General features: G+C 55.0%; 19 protein-coding genes, 1 tRNA gene and 1 pseudogene. 13 read left to right on the top strand and 8 right to left on the bottom strand.

What is annotated here, in order from left to right; all coding sequences use genetic code 11:
• Positions 1-78 precede the first annotated feature (78 nt).
• From GIB19_RS26000 to GIB19_RS25975, 6 genes and pseudogenes are all read left to right on the top strand, one after another.
• Positions 79-888, top strand: a pseudogene (locus GIB19_RS26000) (IS5 family transposase).
• Positions 889-1,282: 394 nt separating this feature from the next.
• On the top strand, positions 1,283-1,765 hold the full coding sequence (locus tag GIB19_RS25995; RefSeq protein ID WP_256231998.1) for a toll/interleukin-1 receptor domain-containing protein: 483 nt from the start codon (positions 1,283-1,285) through the stop codon (positions 1,763-1,765).
• A gap of 62 nt (positions 1,766-1,827) precedes the next feature.
• Entirely contained in the window at positions 1,828-1,959 is a 132-nt protein-coding gene (locus tag GIB19_RS25990; RefSeq protein WP_256122401.1) for a hypothetical protein, read from the top strand.
• 1,212 nt (positions 1,960-3,171) lie between these two features.
• On the top strand, positions 3,172-3,807 hold the full coding sequence (locus GIB19_RS25985; RefSeq protein WP_274888561.1) for an abortive infection family protein: 636 nt from the start codon (positions 3,172-3,174) through the stop codon (positions 3,805-3,807).
• A gap of 719 nt (positions 3,808-4,526) precedes the next feature.
• Positions 4,527-5,126 (top strand): Cap15 family cyclic dinucleotide receptor domain-containing protein, encoded by a 600-nt coding sequence (locus GIB19_RS25980; protein WP_027609779.1) that lies wholly within the window; start codon positions 4,527-4,529, stop codon positions 5,124-5,126.
• Complete coding sequence (locus tag GIB19_RS25975; RefSeq protein WP_027609780.1) at positions 5,126-6,238, top strand: hypothetical protein; 1,113 nt, start codon at positions 5,126-5,128, stop codon at positions 6,236-6,238. The genes GIB19_RS25980 and GIB19_RS25975 overlap by 1 nt, the downstream gene beginning before the upstream one ends.
• A 258-nt stretch (positions 6,239-6,496) precedes the next feature.
• On the opposite strand, the gene GIB19_RS25970 is transcribed toward GIB19_RS25975, so the two are convergent.
• From GIB19_RS25970 to GIB19_RS25940, 7 genes are all read right to left on the bottom strand, one after another.
• Entirely contained in the window at positions 6,497-7,822 is a 1,326-nt protein-coding gene (locus tag GIB19_RS25970; protein ID WP_141099613.1) for a hypothetical protein, read from the bottom strand.
• 39 nt (positions 7,823-7,861) lie between these two features.
• A complete protein-coding gene (locus GIB19_RS25965) occupies positions 7,862-8,578 on the bottom strand; it encodes an SLATT domain-containing protein (RefSeq protein ID WP_274888559.1) in 717 nt (238 codons plus the stop codon).
• A 470-nt stretch (positions 8,579-9,048) separates the two neighbouring features.
• Positions 9,049-9,324 carry a hypothetical protein gene (locus GIB19_RS25960; RefSeq protein WP_274888558.1) on the bottom strand — a complete coding sequence of 92 codons (276 nt, stop codon included), beginning with the start codon at positions 9,322-9,324 and terminating at the stop codon, positions 9,049-9,051.
• On the bottom strand, positions 9,321-10,301 hold the full coding sequence (locus GIB19_RS25955) for an integrase domain-containing protein (protein WP_274888557.1): 981 nt from the start codon (positions 10,299-10,301) through the stop codon (positions 9,321-9,323). Before GIB19_RS25955 ends, GIB19_RS25960 begins: the two co-directional genes overlap by 4 nt.
• An 893-nt stretch (positions 10,302-11,194) precedes the next feature.
• Positions 11,195-12,523, bottom strand: coding sequence for a tyrosine-type recombinase/integrase (locus tag GIB19_RS25950; protein WP_274888555.1), 1,329 nt, complete (start codon positions 12,521-12,523; stop codon positions 11,195-11,197).
• Between the two features lie 164 nt (positions 12,524-12,687).
• A tRNA-Thr gene (locus GIB19_RS25945) sits at positions 12,688-12,763 on the bottom strand.
• Between the two features lie 70 nt (positions 12,764-12,833).
• Entirely contained in the window at positions 12,834-13,244 is a 411-nt protein-coding gene (locus tag GIB19_RS25940; RefSeq protein ID WP_274888553.1) for a pilin, read from the bottom strand.
• Positions 13,245-13,461: 217 nt separating this feature from the next.
• Here GIB19_RS25940 and GIB19_RS25935 point away from each other — a divergent pair, with 217 nt between their 5' ends.
• The 4 genes from GIB19_RS25935 to yacG are packed head-to-tail and all read left to right on the top strand — an operon-like array spanning position 13,462 to position 16,359.
• Complete coding sequence (locus GIB19_RS25935; protein ID WP_274888552.1) at positions 13,462-14,670, top strand: type II secretion system F family protein; 1,209 nt, start codon at positions 13,462-13,464, stop codon at positions 14,668-14,670.
• Positions 14,671-14,672: 2 nt separating this feature from the next.
• Positions 14,673-15,539: a prepilin peptidase gene (locus GIB19_RS25930; RefSeq protein WP_274888551.1), complete on the top strand. Its 867-nt coding sequence runs from the start codon at positions 14,673-14,675 to the stop codon at positions 15,537-15,539.
• Positions 15,539-16,162 carry a dephospho-CoA kinase gene (coaE, locus tag GIB19_RS25925; RefSeq protein ID WP_274888550.1) on the top strand — a complete coding sequence of 208 codons (624 nt, stop codon included), beginning with the start codon at positions 15,539-15,541 and terminating at the stop codon, positions 16,160-16,162. Before GIB19_RS25930 ends, coaE begins: the two co-directional genes overlap by 1 nt.
• Positions 16,159-16,359, top strand: coding sequence for a DNA gyrase inhibitor YacG (yacG, locus tag GIB19_RS25920; protein WP_027594560.1), 201 nt, complete (start codon positions 16,159-16,161; stop codon positions 16,357-16,359). The genes coaE and yacG overlap by 4 nt, the downstream gene beginning before the upstream one ends.
• A 143-nt stretch (positions 16,360-16,502) precedes the next feature.
• Here the strand turns inward: yacG and GIB19_RS25915 are convergent, their stop codons facing one another.
• Positions 16,503-17,243, bottom strand: a complete 741-nt coding sequence (locus GIB19_RS25915; RefSeq protein WP_274888549.1) for an energy-coupling factor ABC transporter permease — start codon at positions 17,241-17,243, stop codon at positions 16,503-16,505.
• Between the two features lie 202 nt (positions 17,244-17,445).
• Here GIB19_RS25915 and GIB19_RS25910 point away from each other — a divergent pair, with 202 nt between their 5' ends.
• The 3 genes from GIB19_RS25910 (at position 17,446) to GIB19_RS25900 (ending at position 19,761) form a co-directional block, all read left to right on the top strand.
• Complete coding sequence (locus tag GIB19_RS25910; RefSeq protein WP_019473259.1) at positions 17,446-18,075, top strand: DUF1780 domain-containing protein; 630 nt, start codon at positions 17,446-17,448, stop codon at positions 18,073-18,075.
• Between the two features lie 132 nt (positions 18,076-18,207).
• Positions 18,208-18,381 (top strand): DUF3094 family protein, encoded by a 174-nt coding sequence (locus GIB19_RS25905; protein WP_013970765.1) that lies wholly within the window; start codon positions 18,208-18,210, stop codon positions 18,379-18,381.
• Between the two features lie 84 nt (positions 18,382-18,465).
• Complete coding sequence (locus GIB19_RS25900) at positions 18,466-19,761, top strand: NAD(P)/FAD-dependent oxidoreductase (protein WP_027594562.1); 1,296 nt, start codon at positions 18,466-18,468, stop codon at positions 19,759-19,761.
• Positions 19,762-19,992 lie beyond the last annotated feature (231 nt).

Here is a 19,992-nt window from a genome sequence, read left to right as displayed (position 1 = left end):
TCCCGTGAAACCCAATCGCCGCGCCGCGAACGCTGAGGTTTTGTAGAGTCCCCGCCATCTACGGAAAGGAATCCTGTGATGGCAAAGCGTTACGAACTCTCGGATGAGGCCTGGGTTGTGGTTGCCGATCTCTTCACCGAAACTCATGGCCGGGGGCGGCCTCGCTTGAGCGACCACCTGATGCTCGATGGCGTGCTCTGGGTGCTCTGCTGCGTGGCGAGATGTACCGGACTCTTCGGCCCATGGTTAACGGCGTACCAACGGTTTCGGCGCTGGCGAAACCAGCGGACATTCGATCAAATGCTTCAACGCTTGCATCTGAGATTGAATGAGCAAGGCTTGATCTGATTTGCAAACCTGGATGATCGACTCAACCGCAGTACGCGCAAACCGAGCCTCTTCTGGCGCCGGGAAAAAAGGGGGCCTGACAAGCCTGCCGATCGCACTTTAGGCCGCAGTCGCGGTGGCCTTACTACCAAAATCCACATGCTCTGCGACGCCTATGGCACACCGTTGCGCTTCCTTCTCTCTGGCGGACGAAGTCAGCATTCCATCGAGCCAACGTGGCCGCCCGCGTAAACGCTGTAAATGGTTGCTTGCCGACATAGGCTACGACGCCGAACCGCTACGCCGCTACTGCGACCAATATCGAATGCAACCCGTCATCCCGCTGCGCTCGATGAAGCGCAAACCCAAGCCTGGCTTACCAGGCTGTTTGATCAGCCCAAGTACCTACAGCGCAACATCATCGAGTGCGTGTTTGGCTGGCTGAAAGAGAACCGCCGGATCGTGACACGATTCGATACACTCGCGAAAAGCTATGCCGCCATGGTCTCGCTGGCATGCTCCAGACAATGTTTGCGACATCTCTTTTCGTACAGAGCCTAGCGGAGTTCGCGCTATGGGCTATCGTTTGTGCCAGCATTTTGAAATCACGACCTGAGGTTCAGGTTGATTTCTAGCCAATAAGGATGGGCTGCGGTGTTTTCAAAAGCTGATGGCTCGGTACAGCAGCTGCGTAATCATCTCTCGGGCATGCAGCTACAAACGGAAGGTTTACGACATGTCTAGATGTACAGCACCAGTACAGGGTCATCGTTCGGCAAGCGCAAGAGCAGCGTGTCCCGCATGTGGCGGCGGATATAGCGGCTATGGATCGCGATCGTATTCATCCTCGTCCTACGCACCATCCTATTCGTCCCCGTCTCACGGCGGGGGTAGTCGCAGTAGTGGCGGTTCATCCAGCAGCGCAAAGCCGCGCTGGTCGAAGTCCGGGTCCTCTGTGGCCTATACCTCCGCCGAGGTACGAACACTCACACCGGTACGCGAAAATGTCGAAAAGCGTGCGGCAATACCTGATCTACGTGACGTATTTCTTTGTCATGCCTGGGACGACCGGAAAGGATCCGCGAAAGAGCTGCATGATGTACTCGAGTCGCTCGGTGTTTCCGTTTGGTTCAGCGAGAAAGATGTCCTTCTAGGCTCCTCGTTAATGCGTGAAATTGATAAGGGATTGGCGAAGTCTCGAGTAGGGATTGTGCTGGTGACCCCTGCTTTGCTGCGCCGCCTAACGGCCGAAGGCATCGCCGACAAAGAACTTTCCGCGCTCCTCGCAAGGGATCTGCTGGTTCCAGTCATTCACGACACAACATACGAATCGCTTCGCGAAGTCAGTCCTTTACTCGGCTCGAGAAGCGGCTTGAGCACCGCTGAAGATACCTTTGGAGATATCGCTGCCAAGCTTGCCGAGTTGGTGGCCCCGTAGCTTCACTGTACAGGCGTACCGCTTTACTTAGATACACGTCATCAATCGAAGGAGCTGAACACATGAGTATTAAACCCGGCCCAAAACCGATCGCTGAATCCACCGGGAAAAAGGACCAGCGCCGTCGTGTTACCGAAGAAAACAAATCCAAACATCCTGATCTGGAGGTACACAAACACAAAAAAGGTGACTGACCTTAAATGCAGCGAGAGGGGACGAATAACTTAGATTAGGCCCCTCCTGGCCGAATCTACTTCCGCTAACAGCAGACTTGAGGCGGAATCAGTCGGTTACCTCTGCTCGATATCGACCTAGGCTCCATAACCGAAGCGACACCGGCGATATCACCATCGACTGGGCAAAATAAAAAGCGACCCTTCCGGGGTCGCCTTCGGATGTTACTGAGACTGCAGTCGCAGCGATTCTTTAGTTTCCGGATCTACGATCCATAAGTTCAGAACCCAGTCGAATCATCGGCCGTATGGTGGGGCCTATTGACTGTCCCTACGTCAGTGAGTGCCAGTTTCACTGCTGCCAGATCCGGGGGGCCAATGACTGGCAAGCCATGCCCGAAAATGCGCGCTTGCAGTCCTCGGCGAAGATTGTCGAAGATTTGCCCTGAAAGCTCAAACTACCGGTTTTCGGCAGTATCGTTCAGCAGGTGGCTGAAATCTTCGCAATCTCGCAGGCACAAAAAAGGCCTGCATCGCAGCAAGCCTTGATGTGTGGTGCGGAGACAGACGGACGGTTGTTGGACGTGAGGGCCCGGTTTTGGCGGGGCTGGCATTTGGTGGGTTTTTTGATGTACCTCATAGGGTATATAAAAAAATCAGCTAGTTATGGCTTTCAGTGGAGTCGAATCGAAACTTGCGAAGGATCCAGTAAGAGCTACGTACACCCGCGTCAAATGCTAGGTCAGGGCCGACCCAAAGCGGCCTTTAGCGGAAGGCATAAAACGGCCAGAGGCTGCCCCTGAGGAAACTGACTAATTCCTCGCCACGAGCACAGCCGCTCGCCCCAAAAACCCCATGGACACATTGCTATAGACTTTGTAACCTCTGCTAGAGCCATGTCGCTTTTTCTTCCTGCTTCCTGTTGCGTTTCCACCGAGCTACGCGCCGCTGAAGATTGTTTCATGGAAGAAAATCGTTATCAGACACAAGTGGCGGAAAGTATTACGCCGCTTGTGGCGTTTAATTAATAGTTGGCGACTGGAGAGAAATTTGTCTATTACGATTCCAAACTCAGTTATAGGCGCAGTCTCCTCCGTCATTGGGGCGTACTACTTCAGCCATTCGACGCTTAATTCTCTATTTATGGAAAGCGGAGCGCCCGGTGACGTCCCCGTCGGGAACTGCGAGACGAAATGTTCCCTTTGGCTGAAACGCTGCAACGAAGATCCGTCAGTGGATGCCTTGGTAGTACTCGGCCAAATCATACAAAAATTCATGGATCAAGAGCCCAACGACTGGCGTCCGGAAATCGCTATCGGCCAGAAAAGAATCCGTGAAAGTCTCGCGAAGAATCAGCTCACATATCAGCTAAACGGATACGTAGGGCTTGCAGGAGCAAGTCTTGCTACTAGAACACTAGCTGACTTCCTCCGGGATGGCGATTTTACCTCTGTCGAGGTGGAATTCGAGCGGGCAATCGTTCAACTTGAGCGTGATCCCCATGCGGCTATCACAGCAGCCTGTTCAATCATTGAGGCGACTTGTAAAACCTACATTGATACGTTTGCTCTAGATATGCCGACCAACCAGACAGTCACGCCGCTTTGGCGCACTGTTCAGAGTCACTTGGGCCTTAATCTAGATCCAACGCTCCGAGATGATCAGAAGAGAATTCTTCAAGGGCTAGCTTCCATCGTAGATGGTGTTGGCGCGTATCGAACGCATATTGGTTCAGCTCATGGCCGTGGGGTAAGGCCGCCGCTACTCACTGTATCCGAGGCACGTCTCGCGGTGAACGCATCGCATTCGTTGGTCATATTCATCATGGAACGTTGGCACTCAACGCAGACGCCCAGCCATTTGTGCTAGCGGACTGCCTTCAGCAGTCACTTAACTCAAGATTTACAGGCCCTCTCAGTTTAAGAGCCATTTTTGAAGGGCAGTTATAGGTCGATAACAGCCAGTCACGACTGACCGCGCTATCGACTCAAAGCTGCCGTTCTAGCAAGGCAGGTAACGCCCATCAAGCATCAGTCGGGCGCTCAGGCGCGGGGGCCTTCGGCCATGGGTTTCGATGAAGATATCGGAGACTACTCTCCAGGCCTCATCCTAAGTTCGCCACGCTTTGCCATCACGGAATTCCTTTCCGTCAATGGCGGGGCACTCTAAAAAATTCAGAGTTCGAAGGGCGACGATTAGGTTTATCGGGATTCAGTATAGAGCCTAGCCTCTGTGTGAAAAGTCTTGAGACGAAGGTCAGGCAAGGCAAAAAAGCCGAGGAAGCGGAGTTTGCGGGTTGTAAATGAGCATTCCGAGGCTGTTTTCAACGCAGCATCACCGAGTATCAAGGCTTCTCACACAGAGCCTAGTGTAAAGCGTTCTGGCCCCTTTAACTCTATTGCCGCATAAGTGAATTGGCACCTTATGTATTAAATTATTAACCTCCCAAGTTAATAGTAAAACTTAATTATTCAGCACATTGAAATTAAGTTCCCGAGAGCGAAACTTGCATTCTCCCCCTACTTTGACACATAATGGCACATCTATGGCTCAACATGCGTAAAACCATAGTTACAAGGAGCGAATAAATGCATGACTATGCTATTTTTGGGCACGATAGAGTCGCCATTGGAAGATGGTTAGGAGTTGGCTCTATTTTATTGGCCGGTGGACTGTCTCAAGTTATTTCTTATGCCGGTTCTTTGACGGGATGGGAAGCCTTCGGTAAGGCTACGATAACCACTGGCGCGATATACTTCGCATTGCATTGGCTGTTTAACAAATGGGTCTGGAAGGTCAAAATCCTGGAAGTACCGGATATAAGTGGTGAGTGGTCTATTGTTGGTCGCACATTAGATGAGCAAGGTAATGTACGTTGGGACTGGAAGGGTGATATAGGCATTGCTCAAGACTGGAAGCAAATACTGATTCACCTAAAGACCGAAACCAGTCAAAGCTGGAGCTACACCGCTACATTTTCTAAGCGAAGTGGCCCTTTAGGAGGGTGGCTGCTGTCTTACAGCTACGCGAACACTCCTGAAATTGAAAGCTCTCATGAATTAAACGCTCATAAAGGTTATTGCGAGGCCGAACTAAATACTGATTTGACTGCTGGGAAAATACGGTATTTTAACCATAACGGGCGAAATACGTTTGGCGTAATAGAAATGAAAAGGAAGGCTGCGTAATGGATTTTTCGTCTAGGCTTGATGCACTTAAGAAACGTCGAGAAGGCCCATCGACTGCTTATTCGATGGAAGCTTATGATTCTGTAACGGGCACGGCTTCCAACAGGGAAGTGATTGCTAAGTCTAATATATTTGAGTCGCTAAAGGAGCCTGACGGGGTTAAGTATGCGGTTATTGCTATGACCGCAGTAGATGCAAAGGATACCGAAATTTCCATTAAGGAAGGAGAAAGAGTAGCAGATAGCTTGGCTAAATCCCTGTCCGGTGAAGGAGTGGAAGTTGATACGAGGCTGCAAGGTTCTGTTGGGCTGAATGTACATATCAAAGGTTATTCCGATGTCGATATGCTTGTACTTGTTGGGAGTACGATTTTAGTAGAGCGACCTCACGTACGCCCAGGGACATATCCTCCAGCTACGGATACTAGGCCTATGACCGAAATTGTGGGTGACTTGCGCGCACGGTCTGAAAGGATTTTACCAAAAAATTTTCCAGCTGTAGATGTCAATGTTGATGGGCCTAAATCCATTGCGCTAGAAGGCGGAAGCCTTAAGCGTAAGATCGACATCGTTCCTGCTACGTGGTACCACACCTTAACCTATCAACATAGCCTTCTTGATCATGACAAGGCTGTAAAGATATTCAATAAGGCAGATAGTTCATTCATCGTTAACTTTCCATTTCTTAACAGAAAGATAATTAATGATGCAGATGCCTTGGTGAATGGTAATATTAAGCGTATCGTCCGATTGATGAAGACTTTGCAATCCGACTCAGATGCTGAGGCAATAAAGAAAATCAACAGTTTTGACGTGCTATCTATTGCGTATGATATGCGTCACCTTTTGAATATTCCTGCCTACCTAGAGCTTGCATTAGTCGAAATCTTGCGCGCCAGGCTCGAATTCTTGATGGAAAATAAATCGCATCGCGAATTGATGGACACCCCTGATAAAACGCGTAAAGTTTTTGATAATACCAACAAACTAGAGGCATTGACATTGCTATTTATTGAGTGTAGAGACCTTGCCAATTCATTGGTGAAAGAAATAAATCCATATCTCGGCCAGTACAGTAAAGATATACTTTTGAACAAGGCAATAATTAGGTAGTGCTGTAGCGTTGCTGAGGCTTGGTTGTGAAACTCTTCAGGTGGTAGATCTACTCCTTTGCCGGGTAGACTACCACAGAAGCAAAACTTAAATCATCTAACATGAAATTCAGGTTTTCCGCTACCCGATGGCGCTCGGTTGCGCGTGAAGCAGTTGAGTCGTTTATACATCCCTGGCGTCATGCTACTTGAATGCTAAGCGTTACGCACGAATGCTTTGCTGCCGGCTCACTTAATGATTCAAAACCACAACCCACTTTCATATAACTAGCGGACCTGCAATGCTATCACTAAACATTTTTATTCTTCCATCTTGAGAAATCTTTATAGCTAAGCCATTTTCTGCCAATAAAGCGGCCACAGTTTCCCCAGTACCTTTGACGCCTTTTACAGGTTTTTTTGAAATATCAATATGGGAGCCATATGAAACAAGATCACCCTGCCTTGTAAACACAGAAGCACCGTCACTGGAAAGTATTCGCAACAAAGTTTGAGTGTGTCTTTCACTCATTATTGACAACGGCTTCCTCGTAAAACTGTTGTCAGACAATAACAATGAATTGACAGAGTCCATGTCAATAGGAATCCAGATAATTGAGCTTAGGCGTCGCCGAGAAAGATAAAGAATATAGTATAAAAGACTTTGGACAAATGGCTCATCTACACCCAGGGTGACGCGAATTACTTCTGCAATTTTGTTCAGGTCTCGAACACGCCACCCATTCTCCTTATAGTTAAACTCCACGCCTTCAGACCCGACAATCGAAAACTCTGACTGGCTTGTAACCCTGAATAAAACATCACTACCTTTAATGGTTTTACTAAGAGTGTAATCATCAACAAAGGAGCCAAGTGACTGGCGAGAAGAATCAACCACAAACAAATTTGAAATCTTCAACTGCTTATTCGCAACAAAAAAAGAGGTCTGCCCGTCAGCCAGGTACCAAAATCTTTTATCGAGTTGATTGATTGGAGACAAAGTACTCCCACCTACCAACGGATAAAGGTCGCCTTGACGTTCTTGATCACTCTTCTTAGAAAATGCATGCAAGGATCTTGTGAGCACTAACCCGGTTGTAAACCCTCTACCTTCAAATTGCGTTGTTGATAATTGACTAAATAATCTGATGAGGTATTGAATATATCTGTGATCAAAACTCCCCTTGCCAAAATGCTTCGCAATAGCAAGTTCAACCAAATCATCGCCGAACTGTTGCGGCTTCACAACTAACTTCTTGATTGCCGCACTACTCAAGGTCAATGCTAGAGCAGCCTCAAAGTTATTAAGCAGCTTTTCCAAACCTGAGAAATATGAGCCGGTCAAAGTTAACGAGAACGCAGCTTTAACCTCTTTCTCCTGGAGAATACGGCCCAACAGTATTACAGCCTTCCCATCATCCACTACATAAACACCACGATTAACATTCTCGAGAATGTCTATGCCATGATGCATTTTGACGCCAACAATCGGACGCGAGTCGAATCTAACCACACAGCCAAAAAAACGACGCACTGCTCCTAGCAAGTAGGGGAGCACAATTTTCTCATATCTTTTATAGTCTGGCCAATCTGCAAAATTTATCATCGGGCTATCGACGGCTCCAACTTAAGCATCATAGTGCGCTTAAGAAACTAATGGTTTAAGGTAAGGAGTCAACACACATGTAACTCCTAGCATATCCAAAATAAACAAAATTTGAAATGCAATGAATGAGACCGGAACCACATATGGTATAGCGTAAATAGTAACAGCGCGAACTCGTTGGTACACTCTAGAAATGCCCGTTATACGATAATCATCCTTCATCTCAAGTGAGGCCAACGAGAAATCAACCCGCGTATGGTTTTCAGAGTCAGTAGATATGAGATTGTATCGCTCATGAAATTTTTCTAGCGGAATACTTATACCGCTCAACTTTGACTGTTTTATCTCCGTTCTGAGCTCCCTAATCAATTCTTTTATCTTATCCCCGCACTCATTTAAAGTTTGAGAGCGAACCTCATATCTAGCAGTAGAGTTTATGACTGAATAAACCAGCACGGCTACTGCAAGAAAAATCTGCAGCATATTTAAAACTTTTGAGCTGAATGCAATACTTACATCTGAATTTTGTACCAATGGTATAAAAATCAAACCTAACGACAGCATGGTAGTGGTGAAGAATGAAAAATTACTCTGCCTTTTCAAACGCACAGAAGCATTAAATCTGCATCTAGCGGTCACGCGCATGCTGTTCAAAAGTTTCTCTGCGGGATCGTCAATATTTTTTTCAATAGGACCCAAGCTAAAGACCCATGAGAAAAAAGTAGCCCCCGCACTCTTAATGCTTTTTAAACACATGAAATTCTTCTTGACTGGATTAATCGAATGCTAGTAATTAGTAGCGCTTAACCGTGAAACGCCCACTCCCTTCTAGAGCGAATATATCACAGTCACTCTCCTGGTCAATATCAAAAAGCCATTATTATTGCATTTGTGAAAAACTCGAACTGCGGAACTTAGACTTTACTTTTTAAGGGATAGAAGCCGAGCAAATTTTAGATCTAAGCGGCTTTAGTATTGAAACCTGAGGTCGGAATTAAGCCGGGGTGGCGTTTTGCATTTACGGGATCGGCATCACGATTGATTGCGAGCATATGGTCTTTGTATTCTAATTTAGAGTTCATAAGGCTTTTCTCTGCCATCATCCTGCCTGTTCCAGCAAATCACATTTAATCGGAGAAGGCGGCATCGGGTCGATTTCTGCCTATCACTAAAACTTGCTAAGGGCCGAATTTTGTCAGTCCTGCCTATCAAAATCAGATCTTCGCTCAGAGGTCGAACACCCATATTTTCTGTAACCGGCGAACGAGTAACCGCACGGTCAGAAGGTAGTAGTACCGGGTCATCCTGCTGTGTCCATTTAAGTGATGCTCTAGAAACCAAGCCAAATGCTTTCTCTGCCAGGCCCAAGGCGTCTCTCGCTGCCAGCGATTTGCAATTTCATCTTGGATAAGCGTTGCCTGCCGCAAGTGGCGTTGTCGTGTCGCGTGCGAGCCCGTCAGCACGCCAGCCAAGAACAACTCCATATCGAATGGTTTGCTCATGTCCGTCCTCCAATGTACGCCGCGACTACGTCGGTCCGACCGTGACCCAACTCGTAGCTGATGCGCCTCCGGGCCTCGCGATCAAGGTGCTGATCTGTCTGGTAGCATTTACCGCCGTTGATAGGTGCGCGGTGTAGAGTGATTTGCTCGTAGCGGTCACATGCGTAAGCAGCTCGTAACTCATGGAAGCCTTTCAGGTTGTGTGCATGCAGGATGTCCCGCGCAGGGCGGACGATTTCTTGCAGAAAATCCAGGTAGCTTTCGTGGGGCGCAATCAGGTTGTGGCTGCCCGCAGGCGACACCTGCCGTGCAAACCCAAGTGCGTCTTGAACATGTTGGTTCACCGCAATCCATCGTGGCGCTGAGGCGCCAGCGCGACCGCCTTTAGTGCCATCTTGAATGTTGATCCTGCCTAAGTCTTCAGCCTCACGGCTCAGCCGTGGCAGGTCAGCCAGGATGGCCTCACGCAGGCGCATGCCGGTGGCTCGCGCCAACAGAACAATCGCGGCGGCCCGTTGCTGATGATGGCGACAAAGCGCATCGACGATCTGCTTAACCTGTTCGCGGTCTTGGCCTTGCGGAGCCGATTGGCGAACTCCGGTGCGCTGCACTCCCAACGCCTTGCTCGGACCGGGCAATTTCACACACTGATCACCGCGCAGCGCCGCCATGGTCCTGTTAACGCTGGATAGGCGGTTTTGTGCGGTGCTGATGGCGAGGCTACCGCACTCAACCGCATCGCGCAGATACGCCGCATAGTCCGCCAATACCTTCCGATCAATCTGCCCCGCATCACTGATACCTGGCCCTTGTTCGGAGCGGCACCACTTCACGAATGCCTGCCATCGACCACTGTGCGCCTTGACCGTACCGTAGTGGCCACCGCCGAACATGTCTTTCAGTGCCTGCGGTCCTGCATAGCTCAGTTGCCTACCGTAGCCAAAATTGCGGCCGTCGCGTCTACCCACCAATGCCATGTCGATCACCTCATCGTTCGCTCTCCGATCCTCGCCCCACGTCATCCCGCCAAGAATGCTGAGTGTTATCAGGGATCAAGGCCCCTGCGACCTGTGGGGAATGTCCTCTACGCGGGACTGGCGGCTCCTTACGTCCGGGAGCAAGGGCATCTCATGATCTGGCCTCCTGAACACCGTTACCGGTGGGCGGGTGGAGGCAGCACTGGCTGACGAGATCAGCGCCTGAAGATCCTGAGCCATGTGCAAGCAGCAATGCGATGACCGGGGCATACCTGACTGTCAGTCAGGTGCAGTCCATTCCTTGGTCTGCGGCACCATCATCTACAGCGCTGTTGCTGGTGACATCGGCGTTTGTCACGCCGATTGTCACGAGGGGGAATGCCGCAAAGCCTTGTGCGATCAGGGCTGCAGCAGTGGTAGAAGTGCCCGTCTCTTTCCACAGAAAGAGACGGGCACAGGTTGGCGCAATATTCGGCCAAGCGGATAGGTTGCTGCAGGGCAGCGAGGTACGGTGTGTCTGGCGCACGAGGGCCATATGTGTAAGAGCATCCATCACCGGGAAGGTGACCGGGCGAGCTGCCGGATGCGAATCGCCCTTGGGGAGAACCACCGCGAGAGCGGCGTGACCTTAAAGGTTCGGGTCACCTGGGGTGCTGTCATCGACAGCGCTTGCACGGCCAGTTCTACGCCTGTGGATAAACCCGGTCAAGGGCCGAAACTCAGTGCTCTTGGGGACGTGAAAAGCGGTAATCCATCGGTGGAATTCCGTGGTAAATCTTGGACAACGTTGTGGCTTTTAGCTTTTCAAAGTGAGGTCCATCCAAACAGGGCGGCTTTGCAGCCCTGTTTGGATGGACCCGCGTGAAAGAGCAGCCAGCGCCGATCTTTAAGGCTCACCCACGATTGAATGCGCCATGGCCATTTGGCAAGGCGGTGACGTTATCGCCTACCGGATGGGCAAACTCATGCGGAGTGACATGGCCCGATCTGTTGGCATCGATGTAGTTACTCCACCACGCCATGATCAACCGACGCTGCTCCAGAAATTGGGCCTTGTGGATGTACGCAGCGCGCACGCAGTTACGCTCCTGATGGCTCATCTGCCGCTCAATCGCCGCGTCCGTCCACAGCCCCGATTCGAGCAAGGCGCTACAGGCCATGGTCCTGAAACCATGCCCGCACACGTCCTTGGTGGTGTCGTAGCCCATATTGCGCAGCACCTGGTTAACCGTATTCTCCGACAAGGGTTTCCAGTACCTGTGATCACCGGGCAACACCAGTTCAGAGAACCGATTCAAGCTGCGCAGCCGCTCAAGGATCTCGATGACTTGCGGCGACAGCGGCACTATCTGAATGTCCCCACTCATCTTGGTCCCGCGCGTGGAGTAACTAACGCCTTCAATCGGCTTACGGGTATCGGGGATCTCCCACATCGCCCGTTGCAGGTCGAATTCATCCCACCGAGCAAAGCGCAGTTCGCTGGAGCGCACGAACACATGCAGCGTCAGCAGCACTGCGAGCCGAGTCAGCTCGCGACCGGTGTAGTTGTCGATTCGATCCAACAGTTCAGGAAGGCGGTTTAGCGAAAGTGCAGGACGGTGCACGGTACGCGGCGCTTGAATCGAGCCGGCCAGATCGAGCGCCGGGTTTTGAGTGATCTGCCGCGCCCGCTTCGCGCCCCGCATGATCGTGGATAGGTAGCTCTGCACACGCAGCGCAACATCCATGGTGCCGCGATCCTTGATTCGCTGGGTAACCTCAAGCAGATCGTGGGTGTCGAGTTCGGCGATGGGCCGCTGGCCAATCAGTGGAAACACATGGGTGCGCAACCTGCTCAGCACCGTCTTGGCGTGGCCCTCGGTCCAGCGCCGGGACATTTCGACGTGCCACTCCAGGGCAACGGTTTCAAAGAGAAGGCTCGCCCGCTGGGCTGCGATCTTGGCCTTTTGCTTTTCTTCCATCGGATCAAGATTGTCTAGCAACAGAGCCTTGGCCTCATCGCGCTTGGTCCTTGCGACGGCCAACGAGACGATGGGGTACTTGCCGATAATCAGCGTGCCTTCCTTGCCGTTGGGTTTGAAATACCGCAGCCGCCAAGTCTTCGAGCCACAGGGCGTGACGTAAAGGTACATACCCCCGCCGTCGAACAGTTTGTAGGCGCGATCACGCGGTTTGGCCGTGCGGCATTTGAGGTCGCTGAGCGGAATGGCTAGACGTGGCATAAGGGTACGTTCTCCATTCAGGAAAGACGCTGTACCCCAAAAATACCCCCGGTTATTGGGGATTTTGTTGGTTCCCGACGGAGGGTCGTGGAAACGAAAAACCGGCCAAAAGGCCGGTTTAGAGAGCTTCCAAAGCATTCAGCGGAATGCAGTGGAGCTGGATGTGGTGCCGGAGACAGGAATCGAACCTGCGACCTTCGCGTTACGAGTGCGCTGCTCTACCGACTGAGCTACACCGGCGTGTAGCGCAACGTACCACTGCCGCAGCCGTTACGCAAACCCCTGTTTCCCTTCGTTTATTGCCCTACCCTCACGCCCCTTTGCAACCCTTCGGCGCCAGGTCTGCCTCGATGTTGGTGGTGCAGGTCCATCCGGTCGTGGAGCGGGTCAGGGTGATGGCCTTGCCAACCACGGTGGCCGGGGCATCGACCAGGGTGCATTCGATGATCCCGGTGCCGTCAGCAGCCTTGCCTTCAGCTTTGATCGCGCAATGCGCCGTCGCTGGCTGGCCGCCCAGCGACCCTACATCCAGCACGTCCTTGCCTTCGTTCAAGCGCAGGTCCATGGGGGGCTTGAGTGAGGTGATCTCCAACAGCCCGGCCGCCGACTTGGCGCGGGACTGGTGGTTGGTGTACATCGGGATGGCGATGGTCGCCAGAATGCCGATGATCGCGACGACGATCATCAGTTCGATCAGGGTGATACCGCGTTGCCCTTTCATGAACGTTTTCCTTGTTTATACGCATACACATTTGGGGTCACTCTCGACCCCAGGCTGGCAGCGGCGCAGTAGGCCTGAACAGACACCTTTTGTCACCCCTGCCCGCCTGGGCGTCACCTTCGCTGAACTACTCTAGTGAGCATCAGGGAAGCACGCCCTCTCATGGACACGGCAAGCTGTTTCCAAGCTTGTCGCTCGGGCAAAAAAGGACCTTTGCATGAACCATTCGATACGCCTCTACGCCTGGCAGGGCACCGACGCCAATGGCCTGGCCGTCAGCGGGCAAACACCTGGGCGCAGCCCGGCTTATGTGCGCGCGGGGTTGCTGCGCCAGGGCATTCTGGTGGCCAGTTTGCGGCCGGCTGGTGGGCTGGCGTGGCGGTGGCCAAAGCGGCCGGAGAAGACCGACCCGGCGGGCTTTAGCCGGCAGCTGGCGACCTTGCTGAAAGCCGGGGTGCCGCTGCTGCAGGCGTTCGAGGTGATGGGGCGCAGTGGGTGTGATGCGGCGCAGGCGGCGTTGCTGGTGCGATTGAAACAGGATGTGGCGTCGGGGCTGGGGCTGGCGGATGCGCTGCAGCGCCACCCGGGGTGGTTCGATACGTTGTACTGCAACCTGGTGCGGGTGGGTGAGCAGTCGGGCACGCTGGACCGGCAGCTCGAGCAACTGGCGGGCATGCTGGAACAGCGCCTGGCCCTGCACAAGAAGGTGCGCAAGGCGATGATTTACCCGCTGTTGCTGCTGCTGACGGGGTTGGGGGTGTCGGCGGTTTTGTTGCTGGAAGTGATCCCGCAGTTTCAGAGCCTGTTCGCGGGGTTTGATACTGCGCTGCCGGCTTTTACGCAGTGGGTGATCGACTTGTCCACAGGGCTGGGGCGTTATGCGCCGCTGTTGCTGGTCGGTATGGCGATGCTGGGTTTGGCTGGACGCCAGCTTTACCGGCAGCATGCGCCAGCGCGCTTGTGGATATCTCAGCGTGTGCTGGGCCTGCCGGTGTTCGGCGCGCTGCTGAGGCAGGCGGCGATGGCGCGTTTTGCGCGTAGCCTGGCAACGTCGTACGCCGCTGGGGTGCCGCTGCTGGATGCCATGGGGACGGTGGCCAAGGTGAGTGGTGGTGAGTTGCATGAACACGCGATTTTGCGGTTACGCCAGGGCATGGCCAATGGGCAGGGGCTGAACCAGGCGATGGCCACCGAGCCGCTGTTCCCGCCTCTGCTTGTACAACTGGTAGCCATTGGTGAATCCAGTGGCACGCTGGACACGATGCTGGAAAAAGCCGCCAGCCACTACGAGGACCAAGTCAGCCAGGCGCTGGAGCAGTTGACCAGCCTGCTGGAGCCCGCCATCGTGCTGGTCCTGGGCCTGCTGGTTGGCGGCCTGGTGGTGGCGATGTACTTGCCGATCTTCCAGCTGGGTAGCTTGATCTGAACATGACTTTATGGACCTTCCTGGCTTTGCAGCCGGCTTACTTCATCACCTTGGCGACCGTGCTGGGGCTGTTGGTGGGCAGTTTTATCAATGTGGTGGTGCACCGCCTGCCGATCATGCTGGACCGCCAATGGCAGCGTGAGGCACAGGAGGTGCTGGGGTTGCCGGTGGCCGAGCATGCGCGTTTCGACCTGTGCCTCCCGGCCTCGCAGTGCACCCAGTGTGGGCATCGGATTCGGGCGTGGGAAAACGTCCCCATCCTCAGTTACCTGGCGTTGCGTGGGCGTTGCTCTGCCTGCAAGCAGCGCATCAGCGCGCGTTATCCATTGGTCGAACTGGGCTGTGCGCTGCTGTCGATGGCGGTGGCCTGGCGCTGCGGGGCCAGTGTAGAGGCACTGGCGCTTCTGCCGCTGACGTGGGGTTTGCTGGCCCTGAGCTTGATCGACCATGACCAACAATTGCTGCCTGATGCGATCGTGCTGCCGGGGCTGTGGCTTGGGTTGATCGTTAATTACTTCGGCGTATTGGTGCCCTTGCCCGATGCGGTGTGCGGTGCCGTGGCTGGGTACCTCACCCTGTGGACGGTGTACTGGCTGTTCAAACTGGTGACCGGCAAGGAAGGCATGGGCTATGGCGACTTCAAGCTGCTGGCACTGATCGGTGCCTGGGGTGGGTGGCAGGTGCTGCCGCTGACCTTGCTGCTGTCGTCGGTGGTGGGGGCGTTGGTGGGCGTGTTCCTGCTGCGGATGCGCAAGCATTCCATCGGCATGGCCATGCCGTTTGGCCCCTATCTGGCAATTGCGGGGTGGATTGCTGTGCTCTGGGGTGATGAAATATACGCCTCTTACCTGCAACTGCTTGGATTCTGATGACCACTGCAGCTTTCACCCCCTGGATTCTCGGCCTGACCGGTGGCATCGGGAGCGGCAAGAGTGCCGCCGCCGAGCGTTTCATCGAGCTTGGCGTGCACCTGGTCGATGCCGACCAGGCCGCGCGCTGGGTGGTTGAGCCTGGTCGCCCGGCGCTGGCCAGTATCGTCGAGCGCTTCGGCCCAGGCGTGCTGCTGGCCGACGGCCAGCTCGACCGCAGCGCCTTGCGCCAGCTGATTTTCGCCGACCCGGCCCAGCGCCAATGGCTGGAGGCCCTGCTGCACCCGCTGATCGGGCAGGAGATTTTCAGCTACCTGGCCAAGGCGCAGTCGCCGTATGCGGTGTATGTGTCACCCTTGCTGATCGAGTCTGGCCAGCATCGCAAGACCCAGCGCGTGTTGGTCATCGATGCCCCGCAGGCGTTGCAGGTGCAACGCACCCTGCAGCGGGACAACACCAGCCCCGAGCAGGTGCAGGCCATTTTGCAGGCCCAGCTGGCCCGCGAAGAGCGCCTGCGCCATGCCGACGATGTGGTGGTCAATGACCGCGACCTCGCGGCGCTGCACGAGCAGATCGACCGTCTGCACCACTTTTACCTGACTTTACGAGGAGGCCAGCCATGAGCCAGCCATTGACCGTCGATTGCCCGACCTGTGGCGCACCTGTGGAATGGAACGAGAAAAGCGCGTTCCGGCCGTTTTGCTCTGACCGTTGCAAGCTGATCGACCTGGGGGCTTGGGCGGCTGAGGAGCACAAGATCGCGGGTTCGGAAGAGTCCGAAGATGAGCTGTACTCCGGAGACCTGGAGCCGCGGCACTAAACCTGTGTACTGCCCCCGTGTAGGAGCGGCCTTGCGTCGCGAAAGGGCCGCGAAGCGGCCCCATCACTATCTGTGATGACACTGAAACTGGGGCCGCTTTGCTGCCCATCGCGACGCAAGGCCGCTCCTACAAAGGGCGGGGTTCAGTGTTCATCGTCCTTCCACGGCGCCTGCAGGTACCGCGTGCGGTTGAAGGTTTCCAGCCACTCCGGGCAAAACACCACCAGCGCACTGATCACCATGCCGTTGATGAACGCCTCGGGGAACATCATCAGCCACAGGTAGCCCACAAAGTCACTCAGCCACTCCGGCATGGCAAAACGCCCGTCCAGCCACAAGATACCCAGCCCGGCCAACAGGCACACCAGCACCGTCAGCGCCGCGGGAAAGAACCCTGAACAAAAGATATACACAAACAGGTTACGCGGTTGCGCGCGTTCGACCGCGATGGCGCACAGCTCGGTAATCAGCACCGGCAAGCCAATCAACAGCAGGCCGTTGACGCCGAGTGCCGCCAGGTCCTGACGCCCCAGCGCCAGCAACCCCAACTGCGCCATAAAGCCCCCCAGCACAGCCAGTGGCCAGTCCAGCAGCAGGGTCACAGCCGTCATGCCAATGAAGTGATACGACACGCCCGTATCGAAATCGCGCCTGACCAGCCACAGGGCAAACAGGCAGAACACCGTGCCAAACAGCAGGTGCTGGCGGCGCCGGTCGGTGAACAGTTCCACCCAGCGAGCGCGGCTGGCGGCCCAGAGCAACAGTGGCACGTAACCCAGCCAGCCCAACGTGAGGCTGGTGCCCGACAACACCTGTGCACTGATCACCGGACGAATACCCCTCTCTCCCCTGTGGATAAAGGTGAGTCTACACCCATTCCCCATCTCCTCCCGCTGCTGTAGGCTGGCACCTCCCCGCGCTTAACCTGGCCTGATCTGGCGGCCGCCCTTTCTGCATGCGGATGCTTCTGCCTGGGGTTTGGCGTGGTGCATCTGCTAGGTATCGTGCAGCAGTGGCCGGTGCTGAGCTGATTTCTACGCACAAACAGCATCTTACCGTCATCGATTAGCGACTAAGCTTGTCTGCATGGATGACTCAGACTACCTGCGCCTGCTTACCATCCAGGCCGAACAAGCCAATGCTTTTCTCTCCAATGCACGCAAATGGGAGCGTGAGCGTTGGGTATGCCAACGCCTGCTGCAAGGGTTGAACATTCCCTACCGCAGCGAGGACTTCACGCCAGCCGGCCAGGAGCCGCCAGACGTGCTGTTCCGCGATGCGGCATTCGAGGTGTTTTTCGTGCTGGACGAAGGCCGCCGCCTCAACGATGAGTGGCGCGAAGAACTGCAACGCCGGCGCAGTGCGTTTTCCCTGGCGCAATTGGTGCGCCGTGAAGCACGCCCGCGGCGGATCAGCGCCACCGAACTGCTGGCTCGGCTGGCCCCGACCTTGCGCAAGAAGGCGCACAACTACCGTGAACGTGGGCTGGAGCTGAACGAGCTGGACATCATCGCCTTCGCCAGCCTCAAGCGCGAAGTGCTCGACCTCAACACTCACTTCCCGCCACCCACCGAATACCTGCGCCAGGGTTGGCGCTCGTTGTCACTGGTCGGGCCAACGTTCGCCCGTGTGCTTTTCGCCCACCCGGATGCGCCAGACTTTTTGCGTGGCAACCTGGGGCGCAGCATTGTGTTCGATGTGGGGATCAGTCTTTGAGCCAGTGCCGAGAGTCTTTGCGATGGCGTACACTCGGCGCCAGAGATAGAAAGCATTATCATTTGTTTCAAGCGCTTGCCTGAACGCTGTAGCGTTTGCGCAGTCACAAACGTCTATCTGACGAGGCCCACCATGACCAGCCGCCTGAATCCTGAAGATCAGCGTCGTGTCGATGAGTATCTACGCGCCCCCCAGCACCAAGTTGAGCGCAGGCCCTTCCGGCCATGGCTGCTCCTTGTACTGGTGGTGGCCGTGACCATTGGTCTGGGCCTCATAAGCCGCCTGTTGAGTGGACTGGTGCTATGAGCTGCCTCGCGCTCGCCCTCCCCTCATGCAGTTTGCGGCCAGCCCCCAGGGCCACGAATTCCGTAAACCTTATGAGATATCCCCATGACTCATCGCATCGTGATTGTCGGCGGCGGCGCCGGCGGCCTGGAACTGGCGACCCGCCTGGGTAAAAGCCTGGGCAAGCGCAAGCAAGCCGACATCACCCTGGTCGACGCTAACCTGACGCACATCTGGAAGCCGCTGCTGCACGAAGTGGCAGCCGGCTCGCTGAACTCCTCGGAAGATGAACTGAACTACGTGGCCCAGGCCAAGTGGAACCACTTCAACTTCCAGCTGGGGCGCATGAGCGGCCTGGACCGGGAAGGCAAGCAGATCCAACTGGCCGCAACCCTCGATGAAGAGGGCCGCGAGCTGGTGCCTGCGCGCACGCTGAGCTACGACACGTTGGTCATCGCCGTGGGCAGCAACACCAACGACTTCGGCACCTTGGGCGCGGCGCAGCACTGCCTGTTCCTGGACACCCGCAAGCAGGCCGAGCGTTTCCACCAGCAACTGCTCAACCACTACCTGCGCGCCCACGCCGGTGATGTGGCCAGCGAACAAATCAGCGTGGCCATCGTCGGCGCCGGTGCCACTGGCGTAGAGCTGGCGGCCGAGCTGCACCACGCGGCGCACGAGCTGGCAGCCTATGGCCTGGACCGCATCCAGCCCAAGGACATGCACATCACTTTGATCGAGGCTGGCCCACGGGTTTTGCCTGCGTTGCCCGAGCGCATCAGTGTGCCGGTGCACAAAACCCTGGAAAAACTGGGGGTGAAGGTGATGACCAATGCCGCGGTCAGTGAAGTGACCGAGGATGGCCTGAAAACCAAGGACGGCGAAGTGATCCAGGCCAGCCTCAAGGTGTGGGCGGCGGGTATCCGTGCGCCGGGGTTCCTCAAGGACATCGATGGGCTGGAAACCAACCGCATCAACCAGCTGGTGGTACGCCCTACCCTGCAGACCACGCGCGATGACAACATCTTCGCCTTCGGTGACTGCGCCGCGTGCCCGCAACCGGGTAGCGACCGCAATGTGCCGCCACGGGCCCAGGCCGCACACCAGCAGGCTTCGATGCTGGCGCAAAGCCTGAAGGCGCGGTTGGAGAACAAGGCGCTGCCGACTTATGAGTACAAGGACTACGGTTCGTTGGTATCGCTGTCGCGCTTCTCGGCGGTGGGTAACCTGATGGGCAACCTGATGGGCAGCGTGAAGCTGGAGGGCTGGCTGGCGCGGATGTTCTATGTGTCGCTGTATCGCATGCACCAGATGGCGCTGTACGGGTTCTTCCGCACGGCGATGATGATGCTGGGTAGCAAGATTGGGCGAGGGACAGAGCCGCGGTTGAAGCTGCACTGACAGCTAAGCCCAGCCCCTCAGGCTGGGCTTTTTTGTGGCAGATCACCCAGCCCTTTGGGCTGCGGCAAGCGGCTACCAAAACCTGTGGGAGCCGGCTTGCCGGCGATGCAGGCGCCGCGGTGCATGGCACCGGCTTCGCCGGTGTTCGCGGGGCAAGCCCGCTCCCACAATGCGTCAATTTTTAGAAATTGCGCAAGACAGTTGCTCTTAAAGGGCCCCGCTTAAACAGAA

This window comes from Pseudomonas sp. ITEM 17296, assembly GCF_028895205.1.
Taxonomy (GTDB): domain Bacteria; phylum Pseudomonadota; class Gammaproteobacteria; order Pseudomonadales; family Pseudomonadaceae; genus Aquipseudomonas; species Aquipseudomonas kermanshahensis.
This window is presented reverse-complemented; position numbering and strand designations above follow the sequence as displayed.